Here is a 20,284-nt window from a genome sequence, read left to right on the forward strand (position 1 = left end):
CACGCAGCTCGCTCGGCTTTCCACCAGCGCACGCCGCACCGCGCGCTGAAATGAGGACACAGGAGACGCGCCGATGGAGAAGCTCATTTCCTACATCGAGCAGCACGACCCCGGATTTGCTCGGCGCATCCGTGGCGCAACGCCAGACGAGATCGATTCCCTTGAGGAGACCGCCGGCCATCCGCTGCCTCCCGATTACAGGTATTTTCTTTCCGTCATGGGCCACGACGACGGTCACCTCTTCAGCCAGGAGGGCATCAGCACGGACGTCCCGAGTCTCCTCTCATTCTATCGAGAGAGCGTGGCGACTGGAGAGAACTCAGTACCGGAGGACTGCATCGTCATCGCGGTAGGCTGCGCCGTCATTGAACAGGTCTATCTCGAGCATGACGGGCTCGGCCGCGTCTTCGAAGGGGGCGAGGGCGAGAAGTTCTCGCTCTGGGCAAAATCCTTCAGGAACCACCTTTATCAAAACGCCTACATGGCGCATCGCCAGCGCTGGCTACCGCACGCGGTCATGTACAACAGCACCGATCAAACGAACCTGTCAGAGGATGTTCGCGCGGTGGTGCGCTCGGCCGGGCTCCTCGAGCTCGATTTCTCTGAATCCGTGACGATCTGCGCGGAATCTTCTTCAGCGACGCTCGCCTTCCGTCAGATCACCGGCGAGACAGCCTGGGTGCGTGTGGCTGGCATGGACGAGGCTGCCGTGAACGATGTTTCCAGGCGATTGATGAATATCAGAGTAGAGAGACAATTCGACGCTCATGGATCTTACCGATTTTCAAGGTTCCGCTGAGCGGGACATTCATACATTCCGCGATGGCGCACGGCTCGAGGACGTGGAGGCAGCACTGCGGCAGATCGCGCGCGACCTAGCGTATCATTTCATCGCGCTTCGCGGCGATCGAATGACGAATGAAGCGGAAGCATTGACAGAGATCGCTCGAGCGTTCAAGCTGCCTCACCATGACGATCCGGGTTACAAGCGGAACTGGGATGGCACCGCAGATCATATCATGAACATGCGTTGGCGGCATCGGCCGGAGTCGCCGAGCCAATTCCGACGTGGTCATCTCGTGTGATACTGCGAGCCGGCCGTGAAGGAGTCCGTTGTCCACGCCGAGCAAAGAATCCGAACCATGTCCATGCGCCTCGTGAAGACGCCGATGCCAGATAGATTGTTGCATGGCAAAGGGAACGCAAACGATCATGAGGCGGCTGGTGAAGTCGTGGGCGGCCTCCTATCCCGAGGCGCGCCGAAACCCGCCAGCGCGGTGGGCGCAGAGATCGAAACGATCGTGATAGCCAAAGATGAGCCAGCAAGAATACGCATCCAGAGAGTTCCGCCGTAGGATCGGCGCTTCCCAGGTGGTCGTCCGCTGTGGCGCCGATCTCGAATTGCAAGCTGAGATGCTTCTCGATGTCGTGGCCAGGTACCACGAGGGAGGCAATAAACTGAACGATGGAGCGACCGTAGAACTCGAGGACATTTCCTTCACGCTTCGCCACGTGGGTGGCGAGATTGTCGTGCACGAGCCAGATTTCAAGGGCAGCCCACCACGCGATGCTGTTCCTGGGGCGGACCAAGCCCTGCGAATTCTCTACGAGCAAGAGGCGGTCGTGAGGCGTGTCGGTGCCAAGCGGTCAAGCGCGCCGCTCCGTGCCCTGGTAAGGATGGAGCAGAGTAGTCTGAGGTCACTCCGCGTCTGTCTACGTCGAATGGTCCCGAGCGATCCCCAGGATTCCGGCTGGACCATTGGTGCGTTGCGCGATCCCGCCGGACCGGAGGAGGACGTCGTCATCACGACAGTTTCAGAGATTTTCCGCGTGCGCCCCTGGTTGGGAAAGGTCCTGACGCTTCCAGCTGGGTACCGCGCGGCGGTGAACTTCCACGACATCGAGTCTATCGAGACCGACACCGGCGAGCACGCCTGGATAACCGATCCATTGATGCTCGCGCACCTCTCGCGATCGGCGCTGAGAGAGAGGAGGCTCGCCGATCTCGACCGGACGGTGAACGCACTTCTCGAGTCCACCACAACGGAGATCGAGAGCCTCCGCCCGCTTCGCCAGCTCGCGCGGCGATGGGGAGGTGGTCCCTGGATGGCGTACGCCAACGCGCTCACCACGCTGACCCGCCTGAAGCATGACGAGGACAAGGCCGTGGAGGTCCGCTCTCTCGTAGAAGACCTTTGTACTGCGCTCTCACCGGGTGGAGGGCTCGCTGGGGAAGAGGCACCGTTCGTGATCACCGAGAATTTCACCACGCTCTATCGCCACTATTGGCGGGTTGAAGCAGCGGAAGTGCTCGAGGGCTTGCTCGCTCCAGGCTCGGGCCAGCAAGCAGCGCTTCTCTTCCAGCGCGCCGCGCTTGCCAGGGACGCGGGTGATTATGCGGGCACCGTCGAGGCGCTGCGACGCTCGGTCGCGATCGAGCCACGCTCGCCCACCTTGTGGTTCCTTCTCGGGACAGTTCTGCTCGAAGCCTCGACGCTCGAGGAGACTCCCACCGTCCTTCTCGATCCAGCGGGTGAAATAGTCGAGGCTTTCGACCGCGCGCTCACGCTCCTCGATGTCAGGGACACGCTGACGGTGGATCACTGCGTCCGCGCCCTCGATCACCGATATCTGAGGGCTGACTGGACGCTGGTGGATCTTCTCTGCAAGCACACCGTAGCGCTCCGCGATGTGGGTCGACTCGACGAAGCACTGGCGTCGGCTAACCGCCTCGTTGCCGCCGCCCCGGATGAACCGCGATCATGGGAAATCCTGGGCACTGTGCTGATCTACCTCAGTCGTCACGACGACGCGATCAACGCTTATAGCGCGGCCATCGGATGCAGCGTGCAGGCGCCTCCAGAGCACTCGATATTGGCATGCCTTTTCGCGAGCCCATGGTATAACCGCGCCGCAGTGTACGCTCTGCTAGGCCAGCGCGCTGAGGCTATTGCCGATCTTAGGCAAGCGCTCACTGTCGCGCCCAGCTGGACCGACGCCGTGCTCTTCGACGAGCGCTTCAAGGGGCTCACTGCGGACGGTGAGTTCCAGCGCCTCGTCGAGGAAGGGCGTGCGGCGGCTCAGACGCGCCAACAGCAGAATCTCGACGATGGGAACGCTGAAACGGGCATAGATCTCTGCGTTCCGCCTTCGTCCTCCGAGGCATCAAAAAGCTGAATCGCAAAGCGAAATCGAACCCACAAATGCTGTCTTCGCTCTCCTTAGGCCGAGGCACCAAGGTAAGGGAGCCCGCACCGGCGGTCGCCAAAGCTGAATCGAACCGAGACCCACGAGGCCCGCAGAAGGCGCTGCTGGAGATCCGGAGATTTGAGCGCCCGAGCGAGAACCTGAGTATGTGGGCGCTGATCCCAGGGCAGAAAGGGCCGACGACGGCGCGAAGCGCAGCGGAGCTGCGCGCGGCCGCCGGAAAAGCGGGCGTTCCGATCTTTGTCTACGATCCGAGCGCACCTGGATTGAAGAAGGCCACGACAGACGCGCTCTTGGGCGAAATCTCGATATTGAAGCCAGGCGACGGCGCGACAAAGGGTCCCGGAGGCGGAGAGCAAAAGCCTGAGAAGACGGCCTCTCAAGTGATGGCTGGCCTGGATGACAAGCTTTCGCTTGGGGGAAGCGAGCCAGCGCAGGGCGGTAGCGAGTGGGACATTCACGGGGGCGCCAACCCGGATGCGGAGTCGAATGAGGGCAAACAGGCGGTCTTCGCCACACTCAGCTTAAACATGGCCGCCCTGGACGTGGTCAGCCTGGCCAGCGCTGTGAAGGCGCTGGCGAAGGGAGCGATCAAGAAGCTGAGCGCGCGGTTCGGCACCGATTCGATCGCTGAGGCCGCTGGGCAGGGGCTCCAGCAGGGCAGCAAAGAAGCTGTGGATGCGATGGCCGCATCGGCCGCGAAGAATGGCATTGACAATGTCGCACCGCAAATCGGTCTTGCTGACGACGCCATCAAAATAGCGTTGTCGAACCTGGGCAGAGTGGATCACACATCTCGCCATCTATTAGAGGGTGTCTTCCCAGGACTCAGTTACGGTTCGACAGCTGGACGGGCAGCGTTTCGAGAGGCAGCGCATTCGCTCCTGAAGAACCCGATAGCAACATTCGACCGCGTGAGCTCGCGGGGAAAGCAGGCGGTCAAAGGCTTCTATGACCAGATGAACGGTCGGGATGTAGTCCTCTTCATCGCGAAGGAAGCGCGGGGGAAGAAGATGGGCGTGGGCGATCTCGAGACAGGCGTGGCGGCATCCTCGCAGCAGTTAAAAAACTGGAGAATTCGGTGAGGTTCGACATGGGGCCAATGATCGATTGTTATGTCCTGAGCAACGTTCGCACGGCTGCGCAGGCACGGTTGTTCTTAGAACGGTTCCTTCCCAAGCGAAGGGAATTGGCGACCGTGTATGAGATCCCGTACATGACCGAGCATCCGTCTGGAAGCTTTATCTCCGCAGACGATCTAATGGTCTACCTTGAATCAAACCTTGATCAGCGGCATGCCATCTATTGGGTCTCCACTGATGGCGGCCTGGTAAGGTACGCTATCGTCGCTCCCACCGCTGACGGGGCCATGATCCTTGGGCTTTCATGCGAAGATGACTCCGATGAGGTCGTCGCAACGCTCTGTCGACAACTCAAGGAATTCGCCGGAACAGAGGATTGCTTGGCTGAGCAGGAGATACCTCCTCCGGCCTCGGCAAAGGAATTCTTTGAGCTTCTGCGGGATGATTCGGACCAGGGGTAGTCAGGTTCTGCAAATGGATCAAGAGGTCTGGCTCCGCCGAATCTGTCGGTGTTCATCGCGTCCCGCGTCGGGTCGGTGAAGAAGCCGGTCAGCGCGCTCTATGGAAGAAGGCACCGCAGGCGAGTGCCGTGCCGACTCGCACATTCAGCTCCACGGCGCCGGCTCCGGCTCGAGGAGGTCATCCCCTGGAGGGTGGTGGAGGACGATATTCGAGCCAATTGCAGCGAGGCGATCGTCGTGAATGGGCTTGAAACATGGACTGACTACTGCTGCATGCTGCTCGAGTCCGGTAGCCCGGACTATTTCTCGGCCTTCGACTTCGGTCTCCTGCAAGAGGTTTGTCCCTGGAAGAACCTGAACATGGACAAGAAGCCGATGGTCGACTGTGATTGACGTCCCGGTCTCCCGCGCGAAGCCGGAGGCGTCGGTGGCCAACAGCTGAATCGAACCCAGTTTACTGCTTTCCCCGAGGCACCAGAAGGTGACTCGGAGGGCTCATCCCCTGCCTCGTCGCGCTCGACGGTCGAGCGCCGGGCACTTCACGCGCGGCTCCTCACTCAGGTCATGGCCGAGACGGCCGAGCTCCGGATGCTCAAGATCAGCGGCGGAAGGCGGCCGTACAGCGTGACAATCGACAAGTGTTTGCCCGAATCTGAGGACATGCTATAAGACGCGCCATGGCCGCGCCTCAGCCAATGGTGACACCACGGCGCATCTTCGTGATGGGCGACCCGCAGGCGCCGATGGCCAAGGTGATGGCCGTGCTCGCGTCGCACGCGTTGCTCGGCGCGGACGGCCGGCTGGCCGACGACGTCGTGCTCGTGTCGATCGGCGATCACTTCGACTATGACCTCGATGATCCGGTGGGCGCGGGCGAGGAGGGGCTCCGCACGCTGCGCTGGCTGGCCAGCCACGATCCCGCGCAGGTGCGGCTCCTGTTCGGCAACCATGACGCAGCGCGGGTCATGGAGCTCGCCGGCCTCGACGACGTGCGGTTCGCTGCGGCGCGCGCGCTCGGGCGCTCGATCAAGGAGACCAGGCGGCGTGAAGGCGCCGAGGCCGCCGCCCGGCGCCAGCGCGACGAGTTTGCAGCGCAGTTCCCCGATGTGGCGACCCCGGGGCTCGCGGCGCGCGATTACGCGTCGTTCAGCGAGTCCCAGCGCGAGCTCGTCATCGAGCTGCTGCTCTGCGGCCGCTTTCATCTCGCGCTCTCAGGCGTGCTGCCCGACGGCCGCGCTGTGTTGCTGACCCACGCGGGCGTGACAACGCGCGAGCTCGCGATGCTGGGCATGCCGGACGAGCGCGACCCGCATCGGCTGGCGGCGGCCCTCGAGCGACAGCTGCGCGCCGCGGTCGACGCGCGGCGCACGGAATGGGAGAGCGGCGCGCGCACGCCGCTTTCGCTCGAGCCTCTCCACGTCGCGGGCGCCGCAGGCAACGAAGGTGGCGGCCTCCTCTACCATCGACCTGCACACGTCGATCGCGCGGGTGGCGATCCGGCATGGGAGCTCGATCCGGCGCGGCCGCGGCGCTTCGAGCCGCGTTCGCTCCCGCGCGGCCTCCGACAGGTCGTCGGTCACACCGGCCACAGGAAGTGCAAGGCGGAGCTCGGTCAGGACTGGCTCACGGCGGCAGCACACCAGAAGGAGATCGGAGGGATCCGCACGCTGCGCGTCGACGGTGATGTCGTCGTGTATGACCTCGGGATCCTGGACGATCGACCCGGAGCGACCGACCTCTACCTGATCGACGGGGAGATGCGGGTTACCGCGGCTGCCGATTACGCTTTGCTCCCGCTCGCCGAGCTGATCGTCCCCGCGTAAAGCCCGATGCGCATGGTTGCCGATCTCTCCTGGCGCCGAGCTCGCCCGGAGATCGAGCAACGAGTAAAGAGACGCCATGCACCCGGACGAACAGCCCACCGGAACGGTCGTGTCGATATGGCGCTATCCGGTCAAATCGATGCAAGGCGAGGAGATCGACGAGGCGGAGATCACGGACCGCGGCGCGATCGGCGACCGCGCCTACGCCGTCCTGGACCGGGAGACGGGGCACGTCGCGAGCGCCAAGCACCCCGGCAAATGGGGCGCGCTGCTCGCGTGCCGCGCGGCCTTCGCGGCGCCGCCGCGCCCCTCGGCGCCCTTGCCGCCCGTGTGGATCACGCTGCCGGACGGCGCCGTGCTCAGCAGCGCGCATCCGGACGTGGATCGGGCGCTCTCGCGCGCCCTCGGCCGCGACGTCGCGCTCGTGAGCCGGCCGCCCGACGCGGCGACGCGCGAGGCGGATCGGTCGCCCGCGGACGGCTCCGCGGCGCAGGCCACGATCGTCGAGGAGCCGATGGCGCTCGCCGCGCCGGCCGGCACGTTCTTCGACGTGGCCGCCATGCACGTGCTGACCACGGCGACGCTCGACCACCTGCGCGATCTCCACCCCTCGGGGCGCATCGAGGCCCCGAGGTTCCGCCCGAACCTCGTCGTCGCGACGGCCGCGGGCGAGCGCCGCTTCGTCGAGAACGGCTGGATAGGCCGCGCGCTGGAGATCGCCCAGGAGGTCCGCCTCGAGGTCATCGATCCTTGCCCCCGCTGCGTCGTCCCCACGCTGGCCCAGGGCGACCTCCCGCGCGATCCGGGCCTCTTGCGCGCGCTCGCCCGGCACAACGCGGTCGCGAGCGCGACCGTCGCCCCCGGCGTCGTGTTCCCGGCGGTCGCCGGGGTCTACGCGACCGTGCGCCGCGAAGGCGCGATCCGCCGCGGGGCCGCCGTCCACCTGGGCGGAGCGGCCCTGTCCCCACCCCGCTGACCGGCCCTGCCGCGGGTCCCCTCGATCTCCCTCCGCGCCGCGCGACCAGGCCGCGCCCCGCGGAGCTCCGGACGGAGCGACGGCCTGCCGGGCGCGCCGCGAGCACGCCAATCTACCCACATCGCCGCCCGCGCCCTCACGAGAGAACTGACGCGCTCACCCGCGACTACGGATTGCCACCCTCGCAGCAAATCGCGCAGAATGCCGGCCGAGTTCGCTCGATCCGTCGAGCACAAGAGCTCATCCACCAACTCACGTGGTCTCACTGGGGTGGTGTTTTCATGTCCATTCAGGATCCCTCGCGATCCACGCCAGTCGCGCAAACATCATATCGGATTGGATCACGGGCCGTCCTCACGTGATTGTTTCACTCAGAGAGGCGCGCTGCCCGTGTCAAGCCGATAGCACGACTGTGGCCGCGGATTTGCTCTGAAGGCAAAGACACTCGCGAGGGTGCGTGGACGGCGGCACGGCGCGGCGATCGCGAGCGATCGTCGCCCGGATCCGCGAGCGGATTGGCCGTCAAGTTACATCAGCAGCGGAGAGGCTGGCGGCGCTTGCGGCCTCTCCTTGACAGCGCTCCGTCTCGCCGCGCCCTGGCTCCTGAGGGGGGTGGTGCGGCGCTCTCCGACATCGGGGGAGATGGGCGCATCGGACCGAGCCAGGAAAGGAAGATCCAATGAAGCGCTTCAAGTCACACCTCACCGCGGCTGCCCTCACCGCAGCGTGCGCGTTCGCGCCCGGCTGTCTGAGCCTCGACGCCGGTGACGAAGCGGGGCCGACCCCGACCGCCTCGGGGACGCTGACCGTCGCCGTCGCCAATGGCGAGGCGCGGTACATGCTGGAGCGGGAAGATGGGGTGTTCGTGCGTCTCGACCTGGGCTCGATGACGGACGCGGCGCCGGGCGCCGAGCCGTCGATCGACTGGCGCACGGCGAGCGGCTCCCCGGTGGACGTGTTCGGCACCGTGGCCGACGACGGCATGATCGTTGTCGACACGATGCGGCCGGCGGAGGGCATCGGCGAGCTGACGAACGCGCTCGTCACGACGGGGACCAAGCGCGTCCTGGTGCTGCGCGTGCAGTTCAACGGCGGCCAGACGATGGGCACGGAGCAGGACGTGCGCAACATGATGGCCGGAGCGGCGACCCACCTGGCGGGCTCGTCGTTCGGCAAGATGCAGCTCGAGTACGACGTCGCCGGCCCGTTCAACATCACCTTCGGCAAGTGCGACGACTACGACCGATGGCAGAACGAGGCCAGGACCGCGGCGAAGAACGCCGGCTTCAATCTGAGCGCGTACCAGCACTACATGATCGTGGGGAACATGGATTGCGGGTACGCCGGCATGGGCGCGCAGCCCGGCAACGCCACCTGGATGGCCGGCCTCTGGCCCGAGGTCGTCGTGCACGAGCTCGGCCACAACTTCGGCCTGTGGCACGCCTCCTCGCGGACGTGCCGCAACGGCGGCGCGACGGTGACGATGAGCAACGACTGCACCTTCGACGAGTACGGCGATATTTTCGACCCGATGGGCGACGGCATGAAGCAGCACTATAACGCCAACTACAAGGTGAACCTCGGGTGGATCCCGTCGTCGCAGGCCCAGACGGTCACCGCCGACGGGACGTATACGCTCGCCCCGTTGACCGAGGCGAGCACCGGGACCCAGCTCCTCCGCGTCAAGGGCCCGAACGACATCATGTACCAGATCGAGTTCCGCCAGCCGGCGGCGACGAACGTCGTCGACTCGCGCAACCTCTCCACGAAGGGCGTGCTCGTCCATGCGTTCTTCACGCAGTCGCGGGAGAGCGGCCGGGCGCACCTGCTCGACATGGTCCCTGGCGGGAACTTCAGGGACGCGCCGCTCCTCGTCGGCGCTTCTCATCAGCTCTTCGGGACGAACGCGACGCTGAAGGTCCTCTCCGTGTCGGCCACGGGCGCGCAGGTCCAGATCTCCGGCCTGGGCGGCGGCACGACCGACCCCGGCGGCGGCACGACCGACCCCGGCGGCGGCACCGGCGGCACCACCGGCCAGAGCCTGGCGGCCCTCCATTCCGGCAAATGCATGAGCGTCAACGGGGCGAGCCTGAACAGCGGCGCCACCGTCGTCCAGCGGCCGTGCACCGGGGCGAGCGATCAGCAGTGGCAAGTCGAGATCATCAGCGGCACCACGGCGACCGTGAAGAACGTGAACAGCGGAAAGTGCGCCGACGTGCAAGGGTCCAGCCGGAACAACGGGGCGAACATCACGCAGGCGGACTGCAACAGCAGCAAGAACAGCCAGAAGTGGGACCTCATCGATCGCGGCAACGGCGTCGTCTCGCTGCGCTCGGTCAACAGCGGGAAGTGCGTGGACGTCTACGGGGCCAGCACCGCCGACGGTGCCAGGCTCGCGCAGTACACGTGCAACAACGGGACGAACCAGCAGTTCCGGCGGCAGTAGCGCACCTCGCTTCGATGAACCGTATCGCCCTCGGGCTCGCGGCCGCCGCCGCGGGCCTCGCCCTCTCCGCCGCCACGCCCGCGCGCGCCAACGGCCGATACCCCACCGCCGGCCAGATCCTCGTCGATCCCGCCGATCCCGAGCACATCGTCGTCCGCGCGACCTACGGCGTCCTCACCACCCACGACGGCGGCGAGCGCTGGTCGTGGATCTGTGAAGCGGCCATCGGCTACAGCGGCTTCGAGGACCCGATGCTCGTCGTCACCGCCGACGGCTCGACCCTCGCCGGGCTCTTCGACGGGCTCAGCGCGACGCACGACCGCGGCTGCGACTGGCGCATCGCCGAGGGCGCGCTCGCCGGGCGCAACATCGTCGATCTGTCGATCGATCGCGCGGATCCCGCGAGCGTCCTCCTGCTCGGCTCCAGCGTCATGGCCAGCGACGCGATCTTGACGCAGGTCTGGGAATCGAAGGACGACGGACGGACCTGGACGCAGGCCGGGGTCGATTTCCCGAGCACGTTCCTCGGCGTGACCCTGGACAGCGCGCCCAGCGATCCGCGGCGCATCTACGTGAGCGGGCGGCGCAACGGCCCCACATTCGAGGGGATCGTGCGGCGCTCGGACGATCGGGGCGCGACCTGGGAGGAGTTCGACGTCCCTGGCAGCGACGATCGCAACCTGCCGTACCTCGGCGCCGTGGACCCGAAAGACCCTGACGTGGTGTACGTGCGCCGCGACGGCGACGGCGCGGACGCGCTGCTGGTCTCGCGGGACGGGGGCGCCACGTGGCGCGAGGTGTTCCAGGCGGCGAGCCTCCTCGGCCTCGCCCTCTCGCCCGACGGGACCGAGATCGCGGCCGGCAGCGATCTGGACGGCCTGTGGGTCGCGCCGACGGATACCCTGGAGTTCACCCAGGTCGGGCAGCTCGGCGTCCGCTGCCTCACCTGGACGGCGCGGGGCCTCTTCGCCTGCGCCGACGAGCCCGTGGACGGCTTCTCCGCCGGCATTTCCACGGACGGGGGCAGGACGTTCTCGCCGCTCATGACGCTCGACCGGCTCTGCGGCCCGCCGGAGGCCTGCGGGGGCGACAGCTCGACCGGCCGGACCTGCCCCGGGCTCTGGCGGGCGACAGCGCGCTTCGTCGGCGCCGGGGCCTCGTGCGAGGCCGGCGCCGGCCCGGGCGGCGCCGCGGGCGGCGGCAGCGAGGCGAGCGCCGGCGGGAGCGAGGCCGGCGCGGGCGCAGCCGAGCCGAGCGCCGGCGGCGGCTGCTCCTGCGGGGCGTCGGGCGGGGGGCGCGCCGGGGCGCTCCTGAGCTGCCTCGCCGCGGCCGGCGGCGCGCTCCTGCGCGCGCGGCGGCACGGTCGCCGCCGCGCTCAGGCGCCGGGAGCGCGGTGACGGCCCGGGCTGTTCCCGCGTCGGGTGCTGGCGTTTGGAGCTCCTAACGCGCCTGCACGTAGAGCGAGAACGGGATATTGCCCTCCCCGCCGGCGAAGGTCGCGTCGGGGACGTCGATCACGAACTCGTGCGTGCCGGCGCTCGCGGCGCCCCACGGGACGATCCGGGTGTCGATCACGTCGCCAGGGCACCAGTTGCTGAACGACTGCCACTCTTTGTCCGACCGCGGGGACGCCCCGTAGATGCCGTTGCCCTGGGTGTTGTACTTGCGAAACGGCTCGCACGACGCGCGCCCGGGCTTGTACTGCAAGGCCAGCTCGCCGTCGACGTACACGTAATGGTCGCGGCGAATGTACTCCTCGCCGCCCTGGTTGGCGCCGTGATTCGACGTGATCAACACGAGCTGTGCATTCTGTGTATCCGCCGGCAACTCGAAGCTGACGGTCTTGCGGGTCGTGCCGACCTTGTCGCTGGCGCCCGTGGCGTAGTTGTTGAATTCTTCGCTGATCGCCAGCGGCAGCAGGACGCTGAAGTCCTGGGCCTCCCGCGTGCTGTCGGTGTAGAGCAGCAGCGATCCGAGCTGCGTGTCATTGCGACCAGCGCACCCGGGGACCTCGTCGTTCGCGGCATAAGGCACGCCGAAGATTCCCAGTTCGAACCAGAAATCGTGTTCGGCCAGGAGGTCGGGGTCCTTCAAGATCGGCACGAGGTTGCTGGCCTCCCATTCGTAGGGGACCGTCTTCGGCTGCTTGTTCATGTCCATGAACGGCGTGATGAACCGTGCGATCTCGATCCGGTCGACCTCGCCGGGGACGTAGGTCTGAGCGCCCTTGGGGACCAGCGCCAGGTTGACCGAGCCGAGTCGGTCGTAGTTGTCGCACAGCGCTCCCACGACCACGCGGACCTTCAGGGTGGTCTGGATCTTGGCGAGCAGCTCGTCGGTCAACCTGGTCGCAACCAGCGAGTTGTTGTGGCGGATCACGCCGTCCGGGATCGGCTCGTCGACGGTCTCGGCGTAGCCGTCGTAGAACGTGATGTCCTCCAGCACCGGGACCTCCTCGGGCTCCCGGGACGGCTCGTCGCCGCTGCCGCCGCTGCCGTCGCCGCCAGTGCTGCCACTGCCGCCACCGCCGCCCGTGACGCCGCTGCCCGCGCTGGTCCCGGTCGCTGCGCTCGTGCTCCCGTTGCTCTCGGAGGTCCCGGCGCCTCCGCCGGTGCCCGCGTCAAAGCGCCGTTCATCCGTGCACGCGGCGAGCAGGGCCAACGGACAGAGGTAGGGGATCGCGCGACGCAGGTTCATTCGTCGAACTTATCAGATCGCCCGCTCGATGTCGTGCTGGAGCCGCGGCGGAGGTTGAGAGATCCGGGGGCGCGTACCAGGCCGAGCATCTCCCTCCGGGGCTGGAATTATCCAGCGTGGCGAGCACCAGACTCACGTTGAAATCGCACCGGCGAAACCGATGCCCGTGGATAAACTTCGGGAGCTACTCGACCAGATCAACGCGAAGAAGGAAGGGGCGTGATGACAGACGAGAGGCGACCGCTTGTCGTCAGGTTGGACCTGGGCGACTTTGGAGAGTGGGAACAATTCGAGGCTCACTCCAAGGGGTATCTGAGCACGGCATCCGTGTTGCTACCGAGCGGCGGGAGGATCCCCGTGCTCTTTGTCGCACCAGCGGCCACGTCGCTTGGGCGCCTTGAATACATCCAATGAGCCGTGGAGTCTCGGAGCGAGCAGTCATGGATTATATCAGCGCGCTTCAGGTTTATCTCATGTCACGCATGCGAAACAACGAGGGTATCGCAGGAGGCCTGCGGCGTTTAGGCGTCGATGAGGCGGCGTTCGATGCGGCCAAGGAGATGCTGGCGCGCGCACGCCTGGATCATGAAGACCCAGACATCGCGGACGAGTGCCATGCCGACTCGTATCGTCGGTTCCTTGGAGCGCCGCAGCGCGTCGAGCCGGCGCCGAGAAGCCAGGCGCCGAACGCCATGAAGATGTTTTACGCTCTCCCCGTGTGGCCAGAGTTGGAGCTGGAGCTCACGATGAGCGACGAGCATACCCTCCGTGGGATCCGCTTCGTTCGCGCGGGTGAGCCCGCGGCGCGCCGGCTTCGGCTCGAGGAGGTCATCCCCTGGAGGGTGGTGGAGGACGATATCGCATGCAATTGCAGCGAGGCGCTCGTGGTGGATGGGTTTGGAACATGGACCGACTACTGCTGCACCCTGCTCGAGCCCGGGAGCCCGGAGTATCTCTGGGCCTTCGACTACGGTCTCCTGCAGGAGGTAATTCCCTGGAAGGATCTGAACATCGACAAGAAGGAAGCCGCCTACCCTAGCCTGGCGAGCGTCCTCGGGATCGGGAAGCCATAGACGCCACGGTAGGGGAAGCCGGTCTCGTGATGGCCGGTATTCACCCTTCACTGCCGGCCCCCCCGCCGATCTGGGTTGCGCTCGCCGGCGCGGGAGCGCCCGACGGCGCGGAGCCAGGCCGCCGCGCCGATCGCGACGGCGGCCAGCGGGGCGCTCCACCCCGGACCGCCGGCGGCGGGCGGCGCCGCGCTGCAGCGGACCATCTGGTCGTCGGCGCACTCGGGCGAGAACCCGTGCGGAGGGATGGGGTTGCAGGTCGACGTGGAGAGATCCCGAGGGGGGTAGATCTGGCAGATGCCCGCGATGTCGTCGTCGTGCAGCGTCCGGAAGTTCATCGGATCCGCCCTGTCGTACCTCGAGTGCATGGTCGCCTCGGGGCCGGCCATGCTGTGGTCGAGGCCCAGGAAATGCCCTGCCTCGTGCGTGACGATGGCGAGCAGATCTTCCCTCGGCGCGGCGGAGTCGTCCCCGACGGTGAAATCGTAGAGATCGGTGTTGATCTCCATGTCGGCCCCCCAGAGATTACCGGTCTTCCTGTCGAACTGCACCGTCGTGAGCGCGAGCATCTCGCTGTTGTGCCCCGAGCTCGCGAGCCACTCCAGATCGCGGAAGACGACCACGTTGGCGTTGCCCGGCACGAGGCCATCGACGATCCTTGTCTTGCCGTCCCTCGCGTTGAGCTCCACCGCTCCGCAGGCGACGGGCCCGAGGTTCTGGACGCGGAGCCCCGGCGTTCCCCCGTCGCAGGGCGCCTGCATCCACGTGTCGAACGCGGCCTCGAGCACGTCGGAGATCTCCTGGTAGGAGATCTCGCGGGACGCGTCCTCCTGGATGCTGAAGCCGATGCAATCGCCCGCCCAGCGGAGCGGCTTGCATTCGCCGATCGGCTGGTCGTCCTGCAGGCAGAGCTCCGACCTCTTGCAGGTGTTCGAGCGGCAGTAGGCCGACGCCTGCTGCGCGCTCGCCAGCACGGCGAGGGCGGCCGCCACGCAGGAGCACCATGCACGCTTCATCGACATCGACTCCTCCACGATCGGTTGACCCTACGCCGACGGTAGCAGCGCGCGGCGGGCGCGTGGGGATTTCGCCGGCGGCCCCCTTGCCGCCCGCTGGCCTTCCGCCATCCTGAGGTGATGGGGCATGCTCGTGGGTGAGGCGGGCGGCGGAGCCGATCCAGCGCAGGGCGGCGCGGCCTCGGTGCAGGACGGCGCGGCCTCGGTGCAGGACGGCGCGGCCCCGGCGCAGGGCGGCGCGGCGGCGCAGGACAGCGCGGCCCCGGCGCAGGGCGGCGCAGCGGCGCCGAGCTTCCTGTGCGATGCGATGCTGGGCGGCCTGTCGCGCTGGCTGCGCGGCGCGGGCTACGACGCCATGTTCGAGCATGGCATCGACGACGGCGATCTCGTGCGCCTCGCGCAGCAGACCGGCCGGGTGCTGCTGAGCTCCGACGCCGGCGTGTTCGAGCGGCGCTCCCTGCGCACCGCGGCCGTGCGCGGGCTCTACGTGCCGCGCGGGCTGCGGCCGACGGAGCAGGCCGGCTTCGTGCTGCGGGAGCTCGGGCTGCCCGTGCGGGACCCCCGCTGCATGGCGTGCGGCGGCGCGCTCGCGGCCGCCCCGAAGGACAGCGTCAGAGATGCGGTGCCGGCGGTGGTGGCGGATCGCCACGACGAGTTCTGGCGGTGCGATCGATGCGGCAAGGTCCTGTGGAAGGGCAGCCACTGGGGCGGCATCGTCGCCGGCGTGTCCGCCGCGGCCGGCGTGGCTGCCGCGACCGAGGCCCCTGCACCATCGGCGGGCGGCCGAAAGCCTCCGCCGTGACGCGGCGGGCGGGCACGCCTTCCCACCCGGCCTCGGTGAGGCGTCCGCCCTGACCGTCGGCGCCGGCGCGCCGTCTTCGCCAATGGCAGTGCGAGCAAATCGTCGCCGTCCCCCTTTCGCGGGTGTGGCTCTCGGGCACCGACCCGTCGATGCTCGCATCCAGGGTGATACCAAAGTACGAATGCGAGGGAGACTACGGCTGCGAATCTCTGCCACGATGCCGGCAGGGCTACATACCCGCCGTGAGTCATCGTTGCATCATCAACGACTGCGGGAAGGCGAAGTGCCCCACGTGCCCGGACTTCGTGAACGAGCTCCTGCAGAACATCGTGATACGAGCGTGGTGCTCCTCTGTTTGCGTCAAGACCGGGACCTCGCCGCCCGAGGTCGTCGCCGTCGGTGCCGGCGCCATCTCGGCGCTCAGGAACGTCTACTTCGGACCCGTCTGTGTGCCGTATCCGTGAGCAGGAGAGACGATACCGTGAAGCCTACCCAACCGCGAGAGCCGCGCACCATCCGTCGAAGATCGGACCCTGACGACAAGGAGGGCGAGGCCCTCAACAACGCCTTCGACCTGTTGCGTGAGATGACCTCGGCCCGCAGGCTGTCGACCCTCGTGAGACGACCGACGCGCGCGGAAGTCCTCCTGGCGGCCGACGACTACATCGCGTATTTCCCGCTCGATGAGCCCCCCGAGCGAGCGCGAGCGCTCCGGGAGGCGGTCCTTACCTGGAGAGAGGGCGAGGAGGTCCCGCAGGCAGTGTACGAGGCGGCCCGGCGTTTCTGTCTCTCGCTCGGCATAAGGGTGCCCGCCGGCGGCAGGGAGAACGACGACGGCTACCAGGTCCGGGCGATGGATCGCGACACAGACGACGCGGCGCCGCCGCCCGAAGCGGAGGCCGTGGGCGCGCCGCGGGGTTACGGCGACGCGTCGAAGAAGGCGGCCCAGCTGGCCCAGGCACTCGCGGGCGCAGTGAACGTCGCCGAGCTGCTCGCCTCGCCCTCGCTGTGGGCCAAGGCGACGTCGTGGCCATCGCGAGAGCATCTGGTCGAGCATACGGACCAGCTGCTGTCCGCCTTCGGAACGGCGCTCGATCAACAGAAATTCTCCGCGCCCGCTCGGAGACTTCGCGGGCTGCTCTCGGCCTGGGAACCGGGGCCCGAGATCCCCGCCGACATCTCCAAGGCCGCCCGCGAGCTCCTCGCCGCACTGGGAATTGAAGAGCCTCCCGGCGGGTGGGACGCGCCCGAGGGGCCGCTGGAAGGACCAAGCAACGACAACGCATAAGGCCTGCTCGCCGGCGGCGCTGCACGTGACGAGAGCAGACGAGGCGCGATGGAAGTTCCCGGCGCAGACGGCGACATGGGAGCGGCCGTCAACACAGCGGCTGGTCCTGGGGCGAGGCGATCGTCCTACCCTGTTCCCGACCGGTCAGGGGAACCGGTCGCGGCGCTCCCGCGCCGAACCTACCGCGAGAAGCGCATCATCTCGGCGGCGAAGCCGTCGCTGCCTCGGTTCGCCTTGTCGCGCGTCTCGTCGAGCACATCCGCGATGCCGCCCAAACCCTCCGGGCCGATCTCGAACGTGACGCGATCCAGGGTGAGCTGCTCGTCATCGGCATACGCGATGCCAATCGAGGGCCCGCCGGAGCCCCCGCCGCCGTAGCCGCCCATGCCGCCCCAGCCGCCGTAGCCTCCTCGGCAGGCGTGTTCGCCGCCCATGGGCGGATCCAGCCCCGGCGGGCCTCCTTGCACGCCCTGCCCGCCGAACTGGCCTCGGCCCCCTCGACCTCCGCCGCCGCCCGGACCCGTGATGACGCGCGTTTCCCGCAGGGTCAGCTTGCTGCCCGCGTGGGCGAGGATCGCGATGCTCGCGCCGCCCGCAGCGCCGCCGTAGCCGCCCTTGCCGCCGCAACCGCCGCCGCCGCCCGAGCCTCCCGAGGCGCCGCCCAGCGCCGCGTTGCCGCAGGCGCTCCGGCCCCCCGGCGCGCCGCCGCCCCCTCCGCCCCCCTGGCCAGGCACTCCCGTGCCGCCCTGGCGGCCGGGCACGCCTTCCCATCCGGCCTCGGTGAGGCGTCCACCGTGGCCGGCTGCGCCGGGCTCGCCCGGCGCGCCGTCTGCCCCGCGGCGGCCGTCCTCACACCGGGCGCCGTTCTTTGCGCCCGCGCCGCCCAGGCCTACGTCGCTAGAGTTCGAGGCCGTCAGCGGCTTGCCATCCTCGGCATCACCACCGCGGTCCGGGGTCCCGTCGCCCCCTTTGCCGCCCGTCGACACCATGTCGCCGCACACGGTCGTCACGGCGGGCGCACCGGCCACAGTCGCTGCCGAGCAAGCGTCCCTGCCGATCGCTCCGATCTCCCCGTATGCTGGCTGCGGATCGACGTAGACCGCATCCTCGCCGTGCTTTCCTCCCCCGCCCCTGTCCGCCTTGATGACGCTCCGAAGCACCTCCACGACCGCGCCCGGCTCAAGCCTCATCGCGATGGAGGAGCGATCCGGCTGCAATCTGCGCTGGTGGTCCACTTGCATGTCCACGATCGTCGATACGCCGTCGGTGACCCCCTCGCCGTCGTCCTGCGCTGCCACCACGGTGATCGGGGCCCCCCCCTCGTCTCCTGAATAGAGGATCGCCGGCTGGTTGGCCGGCCCTTCCGTGTAGTGTCTCCATCTCGACCAGCAAGCGAACCCGCCCCACAGATCGATGCCGGAGTGCAACGTGAGGCCCTCAGCGTAAGAGTCGGTGCAGGCGAACACCCGCCCCCGAGCACGCGGGGCGAGCGCGACCGCAAGGGCGAGCGTCTTCACCGGTTTCTCCATCGTACCGGGATTACTGTCGTCTCCAAACGACCGGCTCGCGAACACCCCGCACCCGGCCTGCACGCGCAGCGCGGCGAGCCCCTCGATACACTCCTCCTCCGAGGGCGCGGCCGCAGGCTCCGGATCGCAGGCGCCCCGCTCCGCGCACGGTGGGGTGAACGGCTCCGTCCCGCACCCCAGGGCGGCTGGAGAGGACAGCAGCACGATCCATGCAGCGGCTGTGATCTTCATGATCCTCTCTCCCTGATCATTCCCGTGAAAACGACCTCATTGGGGCGGCACAATCAGCTCGGGGAGCTTCCAGAGGACGGCCGTCTGGCCGTTTTCCCCTTTGGCGTTGTCGTCGTTCGGATCGCCTCCAACTCCCCCGGCACCAGGGGCTCCCCAAGTCCAGTTGGCGCTCGCCGTGAGGTGAACGCTGCTGTCCACGAGCGCGATGGTGACGGAAACGCCTCCGAGCCCCCCGCCGCCATGGCCGCCTTTGCCTCCGGTGCCACCCGGCCCCCCCTCGCATGCATAGTAGGCCGAGGACACGATACCTCCACGGGGGCCCTCTACCCCGCCCCGGCCACCGTCTTGCCCCCTCCCTCCGTTGCCGCCGCGACCCCCATCGCCGGTGATGATGTCGGTCTTGTCCACCATGACGTGAGCATGCAAGGCGATGATCCCGAAGCTACCACCTCCATAACCGCCGCCTTGGCCACCGCGCCCCCCGCAGCCTCCACCCCCGCCCGAGCCACCGGACGGTCCGCCTTGCGGATCCACAGGGCGGCACTGTCCGTTCGTTCCGACGCCGCCCCCGCCGCCACCTCCCTGGCCGATCCTCCCGTTCTGGCCGTCTTGTCCCGAGAAACCCTGCCAGCCGCGCGCGCTGATGGTTCCGTACTTGAGCGGCTCCTCCACTCCCTTCCCGGCTCCGATCCCGTTCGCGCCGGGCCCGCCATTGTCGCCCCACTCGCCGGGTGTACAGCCCATTGGCCCGCCCTTTCCCCCCTTACCGTTGTGCATCGCGCCAGCCCATGGTGCCGGTGCGCCTGGCTCACCGTCGCCGCCCGCGGCGACGTCGCCGTCGCCGCCCGCGCCGCCGATCGAACTCGTCCCGTCCTCGCACACGGTCCTCGCCGGCGGAGCGCCCTCGGTCCAGTCCGCCAGGCACCCGGGCGCGCCCGGATGGCCAGGCGCCCCGTCCGGCGCCCGCCACGGTGCGTCCGGGGGAGCGCCATCGTCCCCCTCCGCCCCATCCGCGCCGTTCCCCGCCAGGATCTCGCTCGACACCACGTCCACCGCGGCGCCCTCCCGCACGATCATCCCGATGGCCGACCCGCTCGGCCGCGTCGCGTCCGCCGCCACGAGCCGCACGCCGAACACCGCCGACGTCGTGCTCGCCTCGCGCGCCTCCACGATGAGCGGCACCCGCTCCGGCCCTGGCGCGATCTCGGTCAAGCGGTCCTTGCCGCCCCAGGACCACGCCGCCGCGGAGCAGTCCCGGCCGCCCCAGAGCGCGACGCCCGACGGCAGCGTGATCGCCTCCTCGAAGTCCTCCGCGCACGCGTACACCCGCCGCGTCCCCCCGGGCTCCGACGCCTTCTCCACCGCGCGCCGCAGCGTCCTGACGGGCGCTTCCCTCGTCCCGTCGCTCGCGTCGTCCCCGCGCCGCGCGACGAACACCCCGCACCCGTCCTTCGCCGGGCTCGTCGCGGGATCGCCGTCACACGGCGACGCCGGCAGGACGGGCGGCATCTCGCCGGGAAGCGGATGGCACGTGAACGTCCTCGCGCAGTCCTCGGCATAATAACACCCGGCGCCTCCCGCGGCGCTCGCGCCGCCGAGCGCGATCATCGCGATCGAACGCAGCCTTCCTCGACCTCGCCCCCCGCGCATCCCCAT

Annotated in this window: 18 protein-coding genes; 14 read left to right on the top strand and 4 right to left on the bottom strand. The window is 68.1% G+C overall.

Going from position 1 to position 20,284, the window contains the following annotated elements; all coding sequences use genetic code 11:
- Window positions 1–73 precede the first annotated feature (73 nt).
- The 10 genes from WMF11_RS37145 (at window position 74) to WMF11_RS37190 (ending at window position 11,392) form a co-directional block, all read left to right on the top strand.
- Window positions 74–799 carry an SMI1/KNR4 family protein gene (locus tag WMF11_RS37145; protein WP_437974116.1) on the top strand — a complete coding sequence of 242 codons (726 nt, stop codon included), beginning with the start codon at window positions 74–76 and terminating at the stop codon, window positions 797–799.
- The gene (locus WMF11_RS37150) at window positions 768–1,085 is read left to right on the top strand and encodes a barstar family protein (RefSeq protein WP_437974117.1); all 318 of its coding nucleotides are present in this window, start codon (window positions 768–770) and stop codon (window positions 1,083–1,085) included. The genes WMF11_RS37145 and WMF11_RS37150 overlap by 32 nt, the downstream gene beginning before the upstream one ends.
- A 229-nt stretch (window positions 1,086–1,314) precedes the next feature.
- On the top strand, window positions 1,315–3,177 hold the full coding sequence (locus WMF11_RS37155; protein WP_437974118.1) for a tetratricopeptide repeat protein: 1,863 nt from the start codon (window positions 1,315–1,317) through the stop codon (window positions 3,175–3,177).
- A 26-nt stretch (window positions 3,178–3,203) separates the two neighbouring features.
- The gene (locus WMF11_RS37160; protein WP_437974119.1) at window positions 3,204–4,292 is read left to right on the top strand and encodes a hypothetical protein; all 1,089 of its coding nucleotides are present in this window, start codon (window positions 3,204–3,206) and stop codon (window positions 4,290–4,292) included.
- Entirely contained in the window at window positions 4,289–4,750 is a 462-nt protein-coding gene (locus tag WMF11_RS37165) for a hypothetical protein (RefSeq protein WP_437974120.1), read from the top strand. Before WMF11_RS37160 ends, WMF11_RS37165 begins: the two co-directional genes overlap by 4 nt.
- A 123-nt stretch (window positions 4,751–4,873) precedes the next feature.
- Window positions 4,874–5,143, top strand: a complete 270-nt coding sequence (locus tag WMF11_RS37170; protein ID WP_437974121.1) for a hypothetical protein — start codon at window positions 4,874–4,876, stop codon at window positions 5,141–5,143.
- Between the two features lie 284 nt (window positions 5,144–5,427).
- Entirely contained in the window at window positions 5,428–6,573 is a 1,146-nt protein-coding gene (locus tag WMF11_RS37175) for a metallophosphoesterase (RefSeq protein ID WP_437974122.1), read from the top strand.
- Window positions 6,574–6,649: 76 nt separating this feature from the next.
- Window positions 6,650–7,549 (top strand): MOSC domain-containing protein, encoded by a 900-nt coding sequence (locus WMF11_RS37180; protein WP_437974123.1) that lies wholly within the window; start codon window positions 6,650–6,652, stop codon window positions 7,547–7,549.
- 679 nt (window positions 7,550–8,228) lie between these two features.
- On the top strand, window positions 8,229–9,995 hold the full coding sequence (locus WMF11_RS37185; RefSeq protein WP_437974124.1) for an RICIN domain-containing protein: 1,767 nt from the start codon (window positions 8,229–8,231) through the stop codon (window positions 9,993–9,995).
- 14 nt (window positions 9,996–10,009) lie between these two features.
- Complete coding sequence (locus tag WMF11_RS37190) at window positions 10,010–11,392, top strand: WD40/YVTN/BNR-like repeat-containing protein (RefSeq protein ID WP_437974125.1); 1,383 nt, start codon at window positions 10,010–10,012, stop codon at window positions 11,390–11,392.
- A 43-nt stretch (window positions 11,393–11,435) separates the two neighbouring features.
- Here WMF11_RS37190 and WMF11_RS37195 read toward each other — a convergent pair whose 3' ends face one another.
- Window positions 11,436–12,692, bottom strand: coding sequence for a peptide-N-glycosidase F-related protein (locus WMF11_RS37195; protein ID WP_437974126.1), 1,257 nt, complete (start codon window positions 12,690–12,692; stop codon window positions 11,436–11,438).
- A 440-nt stretch (window positions 12,693–13,132) separates the two neighbouring features.
- Between WMF11_RS37195 and WMF11_RS37200 the strand changes: the two genes are divergently transcribed.
- On the top strand, window positions 13,133–13,765 hold the full coding sequence (locus WMF11_RS37200) for a hypothetical protein (RefSeq protein WP_437974127.1): 633 nt from the start codon (window positions 13,133–13,135) through the stop codon (window positions 13,763–13,765).
- Window positions 13,766–13,812: 47 nt separating this feature from the next.
- Here the strand turns inward: WMF11_RS37200 and WMF11_RS37205 are convergent, their stop codons facing one another.
- Window positions 13,813–14,784, bottom strand: a complete 972-nt coding sequence (locus tag WMF11_RS37205; RefSeq protein ID WP_437974128.1) for a matrixin family metalloprotease — start codon at window positions 14,782–14,784, stop codon at window positions 13,813–13,815.
- 121 nt (window positions 14,785–14,905) lie between these two features.
- Between WMF11_RS37205 and WMF11_RS37210 the strand changes: the two genes are divergently transcribed.
- The 3 genes from WMF11_RS37210 (at window position 14,906) to WMF11_RS37220 (ending at window position 16,868) form a co-directional block, all read left to right on the top strand.
- Window positions 14,906–15,580, top strand: coding sequence for a Mut7-C RNAse domain-containing protein (locus WMF11_RS37210; RefSeq protein ID WP_437974129.1), 675 nt, complete (start codon window positions 14,906–14,908; stop codon window positions 15,578–15,580).
- Window positions 15,581–15,822: 242 nt separating this feature from the next.
- Window positions 15,823–16,044 (top strand): hypothetical protein, encoded by a 222-nt coding sequence (locus WMF11_RS37215; RefSeq protein ID WP_437903917.1) that lies wholly within the window; start codon window positions 15,823–15,825, stop codon window positions 16,042–16,044.
- A gap of 17 nt (window positions 16,045–16,061) precedes the next feature.
- On the top strand, window positions 16,062–16,868 hold the full coding sequence (locus WMF11_RS37220; protein WP_437974130.1) for a hypothetical protein: 807 nt from the start codon (window positions 16,062–16,064) through the stop codon (window positions 16,866–16,868).
- Window positions 16,869–17,047: 179 nt separating this feature from the next.
- Here the strand turns inward: WMF11_RS37220 and WMF11_RS37225 are convergent, their stop codons facing one another.
- Both WMF11_RS37225 and WMF11_RS37230 read right to left on the bottom strand, forming a co-directional pair.
- A complete protein-coding gene (locus WMF11_RS37225; protein ID WP_437544319.1) occupies window positions 17,048–18,628 on the bottom strand; it encodes a hypothetical protein in 1,581 nt (526 codons plus the stop codon).
- 36 nt (window positions 18,629–18,664) lie between these two features.
- Window positions 18,665–20,236, bottom strand: coding sequence for a hypothetical protein (locus tag WMF11_RS37230; RefSeq protein WP_437974131.1), 1,572 nt, complete (start codon window positions 20,234–20,236; stop codon window positions 18,665–18,667).
- Window positions 20,237–20,284 lie beyond the last annotated feature (48 nt).

Origin of the sequence: Sorangium sp. So ce295 (assembly GCF_051527405.1) — a bacterium.
Taxonomy (GTDB): domain Bacteria; phylum Myxococcota_A; class Polyangia; order Polyangiales; family Polyangiaceae; genus Sorangium; species Sorangium cellulosum_B.